This window comes from Acinetobacter sp. CIP A162 (assembly GCF_000367905.1).
GTDB lineage: Bacteria > Pseudomonadota > Gammaproteobacteria > Pseudomonadales > Moraxellaceae > Acinetobacter > Acinetobacter lwoffii.
The window spans coordinates 59,555-72,168 of the sequence record NZ_KB849158.1 but is presented as its reverse complement, the minus strand read 5'-3'; the positions used below and the strand labels follow the sequence as shown (position 1 = coordinate 72,168).

Below are 12,614 nucleotides of genomic sequence, written 5' to 3'. Positions count from 1 at the left end.
AGCACATTATGTCATCCAAAGGCACTGATGTAGTTATCTACATTGCAAAAGAAGAGTCACCTAATGTTCTGCCTGCAGTGCCTGTCTGGCATACGTTGCGTCGAAACTCTGACTCACTAAAGAAAACTGTTTCACTTACCGAATCTGATGAAATTGTAGATTCTCGCTTTGATCAAGGCTCAATGGCCACTTCGGGTGAAGCGACTGGCACCATTGAGTATGAACTATCGGCTTTAAGCCAAGATATTCTGCTTGAAGGTGTGGCTGGTAATGTGTTTGTTGATGATGCTTTAACTGGTGTAGCCACTCTTGAAATTGGTGGCATGGAATTAGATACCTTTACCATTGTAAAGCATGATAAAAAACTAAACTTTACTCAGGTGTTCTCAGGTGCTCGTATCGGTGAATTAACCATTCAAGGCGACACCGAAGGCAAAATCACAGGCTCTGCAACAATTAGCGCTACAGGCTATGCAAATCCAGCAGTAAGCCCTGTAACTGCTCCACTTGCTGCACCTGATACACCATTCATGTCATCTATCAATGTGAATACATTCAAGATCAATGGTGTGAGTACGGTGGGCACTGCGTGTGCTGAATCCTTCAGTATTACGATTAATAACAACCTGACAGCTCGCCCATGTTTAGGTAATCAGAGCATCATTCCAAACCGCTACACTGAAGGCAAAGTGAATATTGGTCTTAGTGCGACAGTAGTTTTAACAGAACAGTCCAAAGCCTGGATTCCATATGTTGAATCGCGTGAAACCATGACTGCGGAAATTGGCATTGAAGATACTCAAGGCAATGCTTACGGGTTCCATTTCTCTAAATTGGAACTCGATAATGATGGCATGTCGGACACCAATGCGACCGACGACCACACGCTGGCTCTAGAGTTTAAGCAGGTCAAAGTGGCACCAACCATCACACGTTCAGTTGCGTAAATAGATTTAGAAAAGCAAAAAGCCCGTGACTCGTAATCATGGGCTTTTTTGTGTTCACGACCTTATGGCAGAAGGAAGCAAACCATAGATGAATTATAACCCCAAACATCAAGTAAAGGTATAGGTATAAATATGGCATTTGGTATCGGCACAAGCACAAACACAGCTAAATGGTTTGACTACAAGAAAGACGGTGATAAGCAGCAGCGCATTAAGATTAAAAGCGCTAATAATGAACTTTATCTCGCAAAGAATGAAGAGGCTGGGGTTCTATATCGCGCACAGCCTGACGATGAAAACAAAAAACCATTTCACTTCTTCCAATACAAAGCAGAAGCATTTTTAATTGAAGACTGGCAAGGCTTTGATATTCTTCATATCGGTGAAAATGGAGAACAGGAGTTGAAGCAGGATGTTGCATTTTCTCCTGAAATTGCCGGTGAAATTTTCCTAAATGGCGGCACTCAGGGTGTTGAGTTAATGATTTTTGTCTCAAAAAAGGCCATGGAAATCTCTAAAGAGTTTGAGGTTAACCGGCAGTTAATTTTGGGAAAGTTGCAGAACTCTACCGATACCTCAACCAGTTTGCTGGACTCAGTGACTACCAAATAAAGTTGCGTGAAAAGCAGGGGCATGAATTACCTGATCCGCCTGTATACTCATATACAGCCAATGCTTTAATTGAAGCCTACAACGTCATCTCACGCTCACGTCGATACGAGCAAGGCGCACCGTTGGCATTAAGCATTGCTGACTTAAATGCCTATTGTGAGCAGTATGAGTTACCCGTAGAGCGTTATATTTTCAATGCAGTCATCTTTGATCTGGATAACCGGTTTATTGATGAGGCATATAAGAAGATGAGTAAAAGAAAAGCACCTTAGGGTGCTTTTTTAAACTCATCCAGAATTGGACTTTTGTCTTTATTGTCAGCAATTAGCTCTAATTTCTCTATTAAAAACTTATATTTCTCAACCTCTAAATGTAATTCAGGGGTTGGGTTATTGGTGTATTGATGTTCAAGCTTGTTCAGTACATTACCGTATAGCATGCTTAGAGCAGTGGCAGTCCCAGATAAAAAACCCTTACCGTATTGGGCCTTTTCCTCGTCACTAAAAAAGGCAGACTCAAAACTTTGCTCAAGACGAGCGACCATCTCAGCGCTCTGAGAGCGGTTATTTTCCTCAGCGGATTTCTCAATTTTTTGTTTTAGCTCAGGTGGCACACGCAATCGAACTATAGTGTGATCAGCTTGATTACTCATCTAAAAACCTCAATGCCACAAATTGTGGTAAATATTTCATGATAGGTATTTACATTACCACAAAGTGTGGCTATAGTTATTAAACGCCACAAATTGTGGCATAAATAGGAGGAAATAATGAAAGAAGAATTTGTTTATGTAAAAGGTCGGCTAGACAGCGAACTACATAAAGAACTTAAGCTGATTGCTAAAGAGGATAAAAGATCAATCGTTTATCTTATGAATGAAGCAGTCAAATTATTGGTAGAAAAACACAAGAGTGCGAAAGCATGAAATCAATAGGCACAAAAAAACCTTGCTCCACTACCACATTTCGCAAGGTTCAGTTGCCATCACAGAAGGATGTAAACACATGTCAAATATAACCCATATCACTGAAGCGAATCAAGTTCAGATCAGTGAACACCAATTAGAACGCTTTGTTGATTTTATTAACAATGCTGAAAAAGGCTTTAGCGACCTGCAAACCTTAGTCACTCTGATTATGGAAAAGTCTGAAAAGCACACAACAGCCTACACCTTAGCCTCAATCACTTGGGATCATTTGAATAAATGGGTAGATGAGTGCTGTGAAGAAGTTACCTACTTTGAGCAACATTCACCGAAAGCGGCAAAGTTATTAGCACAGGAGTCAGTGGCATGAATGCAAAATTAAATAACAGAGTGACTGTTGCTGATAAGGTTTTGGATATTGTTGAGTACCAAGGTCAGCGTGTTGTAACTTTCGCAATGGTTGATGAAGTTCATGGTCGCCCAGAAGGCACAGCTAAACGGAATTTTGGTACTAACAAAAAGCACTTAACAGAAGGTGAAGATTACTTTGAAGTAGGTAAGGACGAAATTCGTTCCAACCTTCAAGACGGTGTTTTTTCTAAGTTTGCTTCTAATGGAGTATTGATCACTGAATCAGGTTATCTCATGTTGGTTAAGTCATTTACCGACGACTTAGCTTGGAAGGTACAAAAACAATTAGTGAAGGGTTACTTCAAAGCCAAAGAGCTTATCCAAAACTTTGACCCAATGAAGTCTTTAGCTGATCCGCGCGTTTTGAGAGATTTGCTTCTAGGTTACTCTGAAAGGATTGTGGGTTTAGAGGAAGAAGTTCAGGAAATGAAGCCTTCAGTAGAGGCATATGATCGAATTGCCAAAGCTGATGGAAGTCTATGTCTAACCGATGCAGCTAAAGCTCTGCAAATGCGCCCAAAAGATCTAATTGCCAAGCTTTCATCTGGTAAATGGATTTACAAGCGAGCAGGTAACTCTCACTGGCTAGGCTATCAAGACAAAGTGCAAGCTGGTTATCTGGAACATAAGATAACTGAGGTGACGCGAGGTGATGGCACTACCAAAATTACTGAACAAGTTCGCATCACACCTAAAGGTTTGGCAAAGTTAGCTAAAGATCAAGGCGGCACAGCATGAATGATCTAGATTTTGAGTTGAGCGAAGACATTCTAAGCATGAGCCGTGATGAGTTGCTGGAAGATATTAAATATCGAATTCTGGCAGATCATGAAATGATTCTCCTGCATGCCAAGGAAAGACGAATCTTGGAGCAGGAAAAATTAGAAATGATTACTCTCCTGCAAAGAGGTGATGCAGCTATGGCCCGCGCAATGGATAAAATGCGGGAGTACGATGCTTTAATAAAGCGAGGTACTAAGACCATCCTGATGTGGCGAACCAATTGCTATCTGCTAACAGCTATCTTGGTCATTGTGGCGATAGTCTTGATGATTAAGTAAAAACAACCATCCTTCGGGATGGTTTTTTCATGCTGGAATTAGTATCTTGTGTTAAAAATTCGCAAAAAAAATGTTATGTACGAATTAACACCAGATATTCAAGCACAAATGATTGTAAGGTCGCTCAACTCAAACTTTACGATAGCATTCCCTAAGTCGAAATCTCGCAACTTTCCCGCTGCGCTGAGCCTAGCTAAGCTAGCTGATGAATTTGAGGAAAAGATAGATGGAAAAGCGGTTTACTACATCTCAACTTTCTCGATAAATCAAAAAAATTGTAGCTTATTGATTGCTTTGCTTGATCTGGCGATTGACTGGAAAGGGGTTCATATCTTCTTGGATGGCAAACCATTAAATAGGTCTAGATACTTGGCTGAGATGCTGAGGTGTTACCGCAATTCCTTCAGGGTAAAAGACCACAAGGCATACTGTTTCGAGATAAAAGAAGACCTAGGGTCGCCCAACTATGGATCAATGATTTTTGAGTTAAGAATAATTAACGAGAATGACACTCTCTTGAGTAAAGAAAGTGATAAAAAGCCTACGCAATGGATTTATCCATGCAAGCAACTCTCTGGCGCAGCTCGTTTTTTAAATAAGTGCCACCCCGCATCACTTCAGGATCAACTCCAAGCTAAAGCAGTTGAGGTTAGCTGTGATCTTTGTCCAAATTTTAATGCCTATGACCTTCAAGAGCTGGATTAATGTGCTCACATTTCTTTTTTGAGAGAAACTTAGTATCTTATCCCTGATAATTCTTAAAATCGGGGAATAACATGGCGCTTAAACCATGTAAGGAATGCGGAAACCAGATAAGCGATAAAGCTGAAAATTGTCCGCAATGTGGCGCAAAACAACCAAAGAAAACATCATTATTCACTAAAATAGTGCTTGGCTTTATTATCTTTACGGTGATTATGATAATAGTTAGTGTGAATTCTGACACACCTCCATCCGAGCCGAGCGCAGAAACTCAGAAGATGATGCAACAAGCGCAAATTCAAACAGCTTTATCTGGGATACTTAAAGATCCAGAGTCTGCCAAATATGAGTTTGTAAGCGCACAATGTGGTCAAGTTAACTCTAAAAATAGTTTTGGTGGCTATGCCGGTGCAAAACGTTTTTTAAGTGATGGTGATAACGTTTACCTTGAAGACTACAACGCATCCAAATCTGAATTTAATGATTTATGGAAAAAGCACTGCCCATAGATTAAGCCCTTAAATATAACCCCGCAAAAGCGGGGTTTTTTATTGCCCGCAGGAAAACAAAATGGCTCAAGAATCCAAATTACTCATCACAGTTGATTCCAGAAAAGCAAAAACTGAACTGGATTCGGTTGATAAGTCACTTAAGAATGTTGAAACGCAGGGGGATAAGACAGCCAAGAAATCAAAAGACCTTGGTGTGGCCTTTAAACAGGCTGGAGATTCAGCTAAATCAGCTAAAGATGGAGTCTCTAGTTTCGATGGGTCGCTTGGCGGTCTTACTAAAACTCTAGGATCAAGCAGTGCATTGCTTTCAGGTGCGGCTATTGGTATTGCGGTGGTGTTTCAAAAAGTATGCTGAAAAAAAGCAGGTTGGATTTTGATAAAATAGAGAAATGCGAATAACTCTAGAAATCAAGTGTCCAGCCTGCCTAAGTGACAGTATAAAGAAAAATGGCACAAAAGTAGATGGTAAGCAAAATTACCAATGTAAAATATGCAGACGTCAATTTATTGGTGATCATGCTCTCAGTTATCAAGGCTGTCACTCAGGTATCAAAACCAAAATATTACACCTCATGGTGCGAGGCAGTGGTGTCAGGGATATAGCAGAAATTGAAAGAGTAAGTATCGGTAAAGTTCTACGGACACTTAGCCAATCAAAATATCAACTTCGAGCACAGCAAAGTCATTATGAAACCCTTGAAGTAGATGAGTTTTGGACTTTTGTTGGTCATAAGCAAAATAAACAATGGCTAATTTATGCCTATCATCGAGAAACAGGTGAAATTGTTGCTTATGTATGGGGTAACCGAGATTTAGCCACTGCAAAACGACTTAAATTAAAATTGAAGCAGTTAGGTGTAAGCTATACATGTATATCAAGTGACCATTGGGATAGCTTTGTTACGACCTTTAAAGAATGCAAACAGTTGATTGGTAAATTTTTCACTGTGGGTATAGAAGGCAATAATTGTCGATTACGGCATCGAATCAGGCGAGGCTTTAGGAGAAGCTGCAACTTCTCCAAAAAGCTTGAAAATCATTTCAAAGCCTTTGATTTAGTGTTCTTTTATATCAATAATGGATTCGTTTAATGCCAGCATACTTTTTGAAACACCACCGGTATTGCTTCTATTGCAGGTGCAGCAGTAGGTTCGCTTGGCGCTTTAACTGGAATGGCATTAGCATATTCCAATAATGCAAAAGAGATTCAAAACCTTGCCACTGTAGCTGATATGGGGGTAGTAGAATTTCAGCGCATGGCTGTAGCTGCTCAACAGGTTGGTATAACACAAGAGCAACTATCAGACCAAATCAAAGATTTTAATGAAAAGCTTGGGGAGTTTGTTTTAACTGGTAAGGGTGAAGCTACAGACGCATTCGAACTGCTACAAAAGCATTCCAAAATGTCAGGCGAAGAAATTAAAAAGTTTGCCCTTGAAATGCAAAAGGCATCCGGTGGCGATGCCATGCAGATGTATGTAAATAAGCTTGAAGAGGCAGGTGTTTCACAAGAGCAAATGTCATTTTTGACTGAGAATATGGCAAATGACTTCACTAAACTTTTGCCAATATTTGCTGACAATGGTGCTGCAATTGAAGAATGGGGCAATGCTGCTGAGCGCGCTGGCTTTATTATCACGGAACAGGGTATTGAGACGGCTATTGATTTTTCAGCCCAAGCGCGGCTGCTAGAGCTTCAATTAAAGGGCATGAGCAACACCATGCTTGCTGCTGTTGTTCCCGCCCTAGTTGATATCGCTGATGCCTTCTTTCAGGATTCGGAGCAAGGCAGCACCTTCGCCCAAGTTGGAGATACTCTGGCTGTAACCCTAAAAGTATTGGCCTCTACCGCTATTGTGGTAGGCAATGCCTTCTATTTGGTTGGTGATGCCATTGGGGCTGGTGCGGCGGCTATGATGCGCTTCCTTAGTGGTGATTTTGCTGGTGCAGCGCAAATTGTTAAGGATAACTATACCAATGCTGTTGATTCGGTTGCCAACTCAATGGAAAAAATCGACAAGATTTTTACTGGAAAAACAGCTAACAATGTAAAAAACCTGAAAGTTCCACCTCCAAAAGACACCCCTAGAAAAGGCATCACCACTGGCCTTGATGACTTTACAGCAGGTGAAAAGGAAAAAACCAAGAAGGCCAAATCAGAAGGCGACAAGCGAAAACGTGAAGCTGAGCGTTTAGCTAAAGAAATCGCTCGAATTGAATATGAATATGCTACTGCCGATCAGCAGCGACGAATGAAGCTGAATGATGAAATCGAGTATCTTCAGGAAAAAGGCATGTCTAAATATATAGATGATGCCCAAGACCGATACAATCAGGAAGAAAAACTGATTCAGATGAAGTTCGAATTTGAATTGGCTGAACACCTGATGACTGAAGAGCAGAAGCTTCGGTTCTCGATGAATATTAGAGAACAGGAAATCAAGGCAGATCATGACTTAACAAAGGAGCAAAAAGCCCTTAAGAAAAGCTCGCTGGATGAGCAGTTTAAGCAGGAATTGGAACTGATTAAGCTCACCCAGGAGCAGCGAATCTTTGCAGCCAATGAATTCCAATATGCTGAAATAGACAGGATTAAAAAGCGCTATGAACTAGAGCGCAGAGAAATTGATCGAAATCGAAAACTATCAAGCGATGAGCGCCATGAGCTAATGGTTGCCTCTTATATGCGTGAAGGCCAAGACACTGCTTATGCCCAGCAAGGAGCAGCTCAAAACTTCTTGGGTGCTATTGGAGTGGACTACAGTGCAGAAGCAGCACTTCAAAATCGAATGAATGCAATCATTGAGTATCGGGAGTGGTTCACCATGTCCGAGGCTCAATTTACGGCTGAAACACTTGCTGCACAGTCGCAGTTTGAAAGGGATAAGCAGGATTTAGCTTTATCATCTTTAAATGTGCTTCTATCAGCAACATCCTCAACATGGTCAAATATGACTCAACTCGTTAAGGATGGCGCAGGTGAGCAATCAGGTGCTTATAAGGCTATGTTTGCTATGCAGCAAGCCTTTGCGATGACTTCTGCAACTGTAAGTGCTTTTCTGGCCTACAACCAAGTATTGGCAAGTCCATGGAATACAGACCTGATTAGCAAGTCTACAGCAGCAAATATTGTGCTTGGCATGGGTATGGCAGGCGTTGGGGCTATTGCAGCCCAAACCATTGCAGGCTTTGCTGAAGGAGGGTTCACTGGTTATGGCGGTAAATATGAACCGGCAGGTATCGTTCATAAGTGGGAAGGTGTTCTTACTAAAGAAGAGATGATGGCCATTGGTGGTCCACAAGGTTTCGAAGGGCTAAGAAAATCTATTAAAGATGGTAGTTATGCGAATGGTGGTATAGCAGGTATTAATGCTGCTAGAGATACCCATCGTATTGGTATGGGCACTGTGAATGCGATTAATTCGGGTAGCTCTGGTGGAAAAGCTGTCATTCAACCTAAAGTGGTTATCAATAATTACTCTTCTGAGAAAGTTGAAACTTCGACAAATCAGGATGGTGAATTAATGGTCACTATTGGTAAGATGGTTAATTCTATGGTTGATCAAAAAGTCGACCAAAGATTTTTGAAAGCTAGGCGACAAGGTGGGGAGCTTTATGGGATTAAATAAGCGGGAAGTAAAAAGCATGCAAAAGAAAGTGACATTTAAAAGCAAAGATGGGGTGGCTAAGGAGTTTATTGCAAGCATTACCGAGATTGATGCAACCCCGATAGAAGCCACAACAAGTCAATATCTTTATGCGGTAAAAAGTGTGGAGATTAATAATCAAACAGTAGGGCTGGATATGGATGATGGTTTCACAGACCCGATCTCCGGTCAGTATTTCATTGCACCTGATTTAAATTAAAAAAATAGATTAAACAAAACCTCCTTCGGGAGGTTTTTTCTTGGACGCAATTTATGAGCAACGAAAAATTTACTTTCCCATGCGATCTAGAAGGCAGCTCGGATACTCAAAACTTCAATGTGTTATCTAGCAGATTCGGTGATGGGTATGAGCAAAGCATCTCGGTTGGCATCAACAACCGAAAAGGCGAATGGGCCTATCAAAGAACTGGCTACAAGGATGAGATTATCGCAATTAAAGCCTTCTTTGATCGCCACAAGGGTGCTGACTCATTTTTATGGGATTCTCCTTTGGATGGCGAGGTGAGAGTTAAGACCAGCACTTCATACCAAGCAAGACAGGTGGGTGGCATGGTCTGGTCAATCTCGACTACATTCACCCAAGACTTTAAACCTTAACTTCAATCAATTTTATGCCCTCAATCGAGGGCTTTTTTGTGGGCGTAAATTATGGCTAAGCAAACAATCAATCAAGGCACAGCACCTACAGGTGCAGGTGGTGACACGTTCCGCTCGGGTTCGGAAAAACTACAGGCGAATGATGATGAGCTTTATGCTCAGTTGGGCGCGACTACTCAAGGAGTGTTGCCTGCTGCACTTCCAGTCAATAAGGGTGGGACGGGTGCTACGACAGCAGCAGCAGCAAGAAGTAATTTAGGTTTGGGTGCTATAGCCACCTCAAACATGAATGTATCGAAAGGAGAAGGTACAGGGTTGGATTTAGACACCCTAACTGAAAATCAATTTGTTATGTCTAAAGGAATAACTTCCTCAGTTCGTCCTTTGCCCGAAGCCGGTTTGGCGTGGGGTTATGTATTAAGTGTTTCGTCAGGCGGTAGTACGAGCGCAGATCGCGTACTTCAAATAATTGGTCATGACACAAGTAAAGATTTGTATTTTAGAAAAGGTCAATACACCACATCAAGTGTTTTGCCGTGGTACAAATTCTTGCACTCAGGGAATACCACCTCGGATAGTAATGGTTTTGTGAAAAATGCCTCACCTATCGTTCAACTTTTCGCTGATAAAATTAAACTCAACGATGAAGCGCAACAGCAGAATATTGAGTTTGAAAAGTTAGGTGTGGGTGATTATTTAATCAAAGGCTCATCAGGTTTCGCGCAAGAGGGTTGGTATATTGAAACTCCAAAAGACGCAAACGGTAATGTGTTAGTCGCAGTGGTCTATGAGCAACTTGAAAATGGCGACATTACTGTTAAGACGTATGACTACATGCTCAATAAGAAAGGGCGAATTGTAGCTGACACTGAAACGCCTGTAGACATCCCTGAAACACGTTGGATTGACTTGCGACTGCAAGAGTTGCCACCAGTTGAGTATGAGATGTCGACGTCAAAAACACCCGCAGATTTTCAGCCGACTGGCATTGCTCAAGCAGTTTCGGAGATGATGAATGGCACTGAACAGTGATTTTCAAAAACTCTATGTAGATGGCCTAATTACCCTGTTTGAACTCGATGCTCGTACTTTAGGTGCGGGCATTTTACGTTTTCACGGCCATATTTCTTATGAGGACTGGGAGCGCATTTACAGCTATATCGGCTCAAGTTCATTGCTTGGTGATGAGGCTCAATTAATTGGTGAAGTGTTTGAAAGCGCCGAATCAAAAACATGGTATCGCAACATCATCTGGCAGGGCCAGACATTCGAGCCAATGGCGCTTGAAGTGTCAGGTCTTGAGATGCGTTCAGACGGTAAAGCATCTGCACCAACATTCAGCATGGCGAATAATATTAGTGGCATTCAAAACGCAGTTTCTGCTCTTTGCTTGCAGTTTAGTGATTTTGCAGGCGCAAAGCTTAAAGTCATTACCACACTTGCCAAGTATCTTGATGCTGAAAACTTTAGTGCGGGCAATGCATCCGCTTCAAATGAAGCTAAGGAGCAGCTTTGGTACATTGAGCAAAAGACTTCCGAAAACGCCAATGCTGTAACATTTGAACTTTCAAACCCGATTGATTTCGAAGGCTTGAAGATACCAGTTCGGCAGATTTCCAATTACTGCGCATGGGAATATCGCAGTGAACAATGCGGCTATACAGGCGCAGCTATGTTTACGGACAGAGATGAACCTACTGATAACCCCGCTCTGGATAAATGCTCAAAGAGAACTAGGGGTTGTGAGTGCCATTTCGGCAAAGGCAATGTCCTGCGCATTGGTGCTTTTCCTGCCAGTTCATTATTTTAGGTGGTGTATGAAACTAACCACAAAACTTAAAAAAGCAATTCAGGCACATGCTGCTGAAGTTTACCCAGATGAATGCTGCGGTGTGATTGTAGATAAAAATTACATCCCGTGCCGCAATATTTCAGACAATAAAGATCAGTTTGAAATTCATCACGAGGATTTAGCCAGAGCTGAAGATCTGGGCGAGATTCAAGCCTATGTGCATTCACACCCCAATGCTTCTGCACGCGCATCTGAAATTGATTTAATTCAAATTGAGCTGCATGAAAAGCCATGGGTCATCTGTGCTTATCCTGATATTGAATTTCAGGTCTATGATCCATGCGGCTACAAAGCGCCTTTAGTCGGCCGCAACTACATTCACGGCATTCAAGACTGCTTTGCCATTGTTCGTGATTTCTACAAACGCGAGTTGGATATTTATATTCCAGACTATGAGCGTCAAGACTTGTGGTGGGAGTCTAAGGACAGCCCATCTCTCTATCTGGATAATTTCCAAAAGGAGGGCTTTATTGAGGTAGATCAGCCGCAGTATGGTGATGTCTTGTTGTGTCGAGTCGGACGCACTGAGCATGTGAATCATGCGCTGATCTGGTTGGGTGATAATGGCATGCTGAAATCCGAAAAAACAGAGCCTTGCATTGGTTCGGCTTTGATTCTACATCACCCGTATGGCCGTAAATCTGTGCGTGAAATCTTTGGTCCACAGTGGCAAGAACGAGTAGCAAAGGTGGTTCGATATGCTCAAAACAATTAAGTTGTACGGCATTCTAGCCAAGCGTTTCGGTAAAGAATTTCGGCTCGATGTGGAAAATACCCGTGAAGCGATGAGAGCTTTATCAGTTCAGGTGCCGGGCTTTGAGTACTTCATGCTGCATGCGCATGAACAAGGTTTAGAGTTTGCGGTTTTTCAGGATAAGCAAAATATCTCTGAAACCGAACTCGACATGAGCACCAGTGCTAAAGTGATTAAGGTTGTTCCGAAAGTAAAAGGTGCGGGTGGTGTGGTTCAAACCATTGTTGGTGCTGTATTGGTTGTAGCGGGTATTGTTGTTGGTGCAACACTTGGCTGGACAGGTGTGGCGGGTGCAGCTGCAGTTGGCTTAATTGGTGCTGGTGCCGGCATGATGGTCGGTGGTATTGCAATGATGCTAATGCCTAAGATTGAAAACCAAGACCAAAACCAAGACGGAAACAAGGCCAATAAAGGCTTTGGTGGTGCGGTTACAACCATTGCACAAGGCAATCCAGTGCCAGTGCTTTATGGTCAGCGCGAAGTTGGTGGATTTATCGCAAGTGCCGGACAGTATCCCGAAGACTTGATGTAAATAACAGGAATATACAGGCGCATACAGCGCCTTTTTTATTG

At 42.0% G+C, this 12,614-nt stretch carries 19 protein-coding genes; 18 read left to right on the top strand and 1 reads right to left on the bottom strand.

What is annotated here, in order from left to right; genetic code table 11:
- Nucleotides 1-8 precede the first annotated feature (8 nt).
- The 3 genes from F995_RS02880 (at nt 9) to F995_RS02870 (ending at nt 1,831) form a co-directional block, all read left to right on the top strand.
- Nucleotides 9-947: a phage tail tube protein gene (locus tag F995_RS02880; protein ID WP_004645313.1), complete on the top strand. Its 939-nt coding sequence runs from the start codon at nt 9-11 to the stop codon at nt 945-947.
- Nucleotides 948-1,079: 132 nt separating this feature from the next.
- Entirely contained in the window at nt 1,080-1,559 is a 480-nt protein-coding gene (locus F995_RS02875) for a hypothetical protein (RefSeq protein ID WP_004645312.1), read from the top strand.
- A gap of 2 nt (nt 1,560-1,561) precedes the next feature.
- Nucleotides 1,562-1,831 carry a hypothetical protein gene (locus tag F995_RS02870; protein WP_004645311.1) on the top strand — a complete coding sequence of 90 codons (270 nt, stop codon included), beginning with the start codon at nt 1,562-1,564 and terminating at the stop codon, nt 1,829-1,831.
- On the opposite strand, the gene F995_RS17155 is transcribed toward F995_RS02870, so the two are convergent.
- The gene (locus F995_RS17155) at nt 1,828-2,211 is read right to left on the bottom strand and encodes an Arc family DNA-binding protein (protein WP_004645310.1); all 384 of its coding nucleotides are present in this window, start codon (nt 2,209-2,211) and stop codon (nt 1,828-1,830) included. The two genes, F995_RS02870 and F995_RS17155, sit on opposite strands and share 4 nt — an antisense overlap.
- A 117-nt stretch (nt 2,212-2,328) precedes the next feature.
- Between F995_RS17155 and F995_RS16740 the strand changes: the two genes are divergently transcribed.
- The 15 genes from F995_RS16740 (at nt 2,329) to F995_RS02795 (ending at nt 12,573) form a co-directional block, all read left to right on the top strand.
- Nucleotides 2,329-2,484, top strand: a complete 156-nt coding sequence (locus F995_RS16740; RefSeq protein ID WP_004645309.1) for a hypothetical protein — start codon at nt 2,329-2,331, stop codon at nt 2,482-2,484.
- 79 nt (nt 2,485-2,563) lie between these two features.
- Entirely contained in the window at nt 2,564-2,854 is a 291-nt protein-coding gene (locus F995_RS02860; protein WP_004645308.1) for a hypothetical protein, read from the top strand.
- Nucleotides 2,851-3,633, top strand: coding sequence for a phage antirepressor KilAC domain-containing protein (locus F995_RS02855; RefSeq protein ID WP_004645306.1), 783 nt, complete (start codon nt 2,851-2,853; stop codon nt 3,631-3,633). The genes F995_RS02860 and F995_RS02855 overlap by 4 nt, the downstream gene beginning before the upstream one ends.
- The gene (locus F995_RS02850; RefSeq protein ID WP_004645305.1) at nt 3,630-3,956 is read left to right on the top strand and encodes a hypothetical protein; all 327 of its coding nucleotides are present in this window, start codon (nt 3,630-3,632) and stop codon (nt 3,954-3,956) included. The genes F995_RS02855 and F995_RS02850 overlap by 4 nt, the downstream gene beginning before the upstream one ends.
- A 48-nt stretch (nt 3,957-4,004) precedes the next feature.
- The gene (locus F995_RS02845) at nt 4,005-4,661 is read left to right on the top strand and encodes a hypothetical protein (RefSeq protein WP_016806987.1); all 657 of its coding nucleotides are present in this window, start codon (nt 4,005-4,007) and stop codon (nt 4,659-4,661) included.
- Nucleotides 4,662-4,732: 71 nt separating this feature from the next.
- The gene (locus tag F995_RS02840) at nt 4,733-5,167 is read left to right on the top strand and encodes a zinc ribbon domain-containing protein (protein ID WP_004645303.1); all 435 of its coding nucleotides are present in this window, start codon (nt 4,733-4,735) and stop codon (nt 5,165-5,167) included.
- A gap of 61 nt (nt 5,168-5,228) precedes the next feature.
- Nucleotides 5,229-5,525, top strand: coding sequence for a hypothetical protein (locus F995_RS16610; protein WP_004645302.1), 297 nt, complete (start codon nt 5,229-5,231; stop codon nt 5,523-5,525).
- A 34-nt stretch (nt 5,526-5,559) separates the two neighbouring features.
- Complete coding sequence (locus F995_RS02830) at nt 5,560-6,261, top strand: IS1 family transposase (RefSeq protein WP_004282341.1); 702 nt, start codon at nt 5,560-5,562, stop codon at nt 6,259-6,261.
- Nucleotides 6,262-6,342: 81 nt separating this feature from the next.
- Entirely contained in the window at nt 6,343-8,799 is a 2,457-nt protein-coding gene (locus F995_RS02825) for a phage tail tape measure family protein (RefSeq protein WP_004645301.1), read from the top strand.
- Nucleotides 8,786-9,037 (top strand): hypothetical protein, encoded by a 252-nt coding sequence (locus F995_RS02820; RefSeq protein WP_004645300.1) that lies wholly within the window; start codon nt 8,786-8,788, stop codon nt 9,035-9,037. Before F995_RS02825 ends, F995_RS02820 begins: the two co-directional genes overlap by 14 nt.
- Before the next feature lie 53 nt (nt 9,038-9,090).
- The gene (locus F995_RS02815) at nt 9,091-9,435 is read left to right on the top strand and encodes a phage tail protein (RefSeq protein ID WP_004645299.1); all 345 of its coding nucleotides are present in this window, start codon (nt 9,091-9,093) and stop codon (nt 9,433-9,435) included.
- A gap of 51 nt (nt 9,436-9,486) precedes the next feature.
- Complete coding sequence (locus F995_RS02810; protein WP_004645298.1) at nt 9,487-10,467, top strand: phage tail fiber protein; 981 nt, start codon at nt 9,487-9,489, stop codon at nt 10,465-10,467.
- On the top strand, nt 10,451-11,245 hold the full coding sequence (locus F995_RS02805; RefSeq protein WP_004645296.1) for a phage minor tail protein L: 795 nt from the start codon (nt 10,451-10,453) through the stop codon (nt 11,243-11,245). The genes F995_RS02810 and F995_RS02805 overlap by 17 nt, the downstream gene beginning before the upstream one ends.
- A 7-nt stretch (nt 11,246-11,252) precedes the next feature.
- Nucleotides 11,253-12,002, top strand: coding sequence for a C40 family peptidase (locus tag F995_RS02800; protein ID WP_004645295.1), 750 nt, complete (start codon nt 11,253-11,255; stop codon nt 12,000-12,002).
- Nucleotides 11,986-12,573, top strand: a complete 588-nt coding sequence (locus F995_RS02795; protein ID WP_004645294.1) for a tail assembly protein — start codon at nt 11,986-11,988, stop codon at nt 12,571-12,573. The genes F995_RS02800 and F995_RS02795 overlap by 17 nt, the downstream gene beginning before the upstream one ends.
- Nucleotides 12,574-12,614 lie beyond the last annotated feature (41 nt).

Bases quoted from the DNA above. Each gene is read 5' to 3' on its own strand.
- F995_RS02880 (WP_004645313.1), top strand. From the start codon at position 9: ATGTCATCCAAAGGCACTGATGTAGTTATCTACATTGCAAAAGAAGAG.
- F995_RS02875 (WP_004645312.1), top strand. From the start codon at position 1,080: ATGGCATTTGGTATCGGCACAAGCACAAACACAGCTAAATGGTTTGAC.
- F995_RS17155 (WP_004645310.1), bottom strand. From the start codon at position 2,211: ATGAGTAATCAAGCTGATCACACTATAGTTCGATTGCGTGTGCCACCT.
- F995_RS16740 (WP_004645309.1), top strand. From the start codon at position 2,329: ATGAAAGAAGAATTTGTTTATGTAAAAGGTCGGCTAGACAGCGAACTA.
- F995_RS02860 (WP_004645308.1), top strand. From the start codon at position 2,564: ATGTCAAATATAACCCATATCACTGAAGCGAATCAAGTTCAGATCAGT.
- F995_RS02855 (WP_004645306.1), top strand. From the start codon at position 2,851: ATGAATGCAAAATTAAATAACAGAGTGACTGTTGCTGATAAGGTTTTG.
- F995_RS02850 (WP_004645305.1), top strand. From the start codon at position 3,630: ATGAATGATCTAGATTTTGAGTTGAGCGAAGACATTCTAAGCATGAGC.
- F995_RS02840 (WP_004645303.1), top strand. From the start codon at position 4,733: ATGGCGCTTAAACCATGTAAGGAATGCGGAAACCAGATAAGCGATAAA.
- F995_RS16610 (WP_004645302.1), top strand. From the start codon at position 5,229: ATGGCTCAAGAATCCAAATTACTCATCACAGTTGATTCCAGAAAAGCA.
- F995_RS02830 (WP_004282341.1), top strand. From the start codon at position 5,560: ATGCGAATAACTCTAGAAATCAAGTGTCCAGCCTGCCTAAGTGACAGT.
- F995_RS02825 (WP_004645301.1), top strand. From the start codon at position 6,343: ATGGCATTAGCATATTCCAATAATGCAAAAGAGATTCAAAACCTTGCC.
- F995_RS02820 (WP_004645300.1), top strand. From the start codon at position 8,786: ATGGGATTAAATAAGCGGGAAGTAAAAAGCATGCAAAAGAAAGTGACA.
- F995_RS02815 (WP_004645299.1), top strand. From the start codon at position 9,091: ATGAGCAACGAAAAATTTACTTTCCCATGCGATCTAGAAGGCAGCTCG.
- F995_RS02810 (WP_004645298.1), top strand. From the start codon at position 9,487: ATGGCTAAGCAAACAATCAATCAAGGCACAGCACCTACAGGTGCAGGT.
- F995_RS02805 (WP_004645296.1), top strand. From the start codon at position 10,451: ATGGCACTGAACAGTGATTTTCAAAAACTCTATGTAGATGGCCTAATT.
- F995_RS02800 (WP_004645295.1), top strand. From the start codon at position 11,253: ATGAAACTAACCACAAAACTTAAAAAAGCAATTCAGGCACATGCTGCT.
- F995_RS02795 (WP_004645294.1), top strand. From the start codon at position 11,986: ATGCTCAAAACAATTAAGTTGTACGGCATTCTAGCCAAGCGTTTCGGT.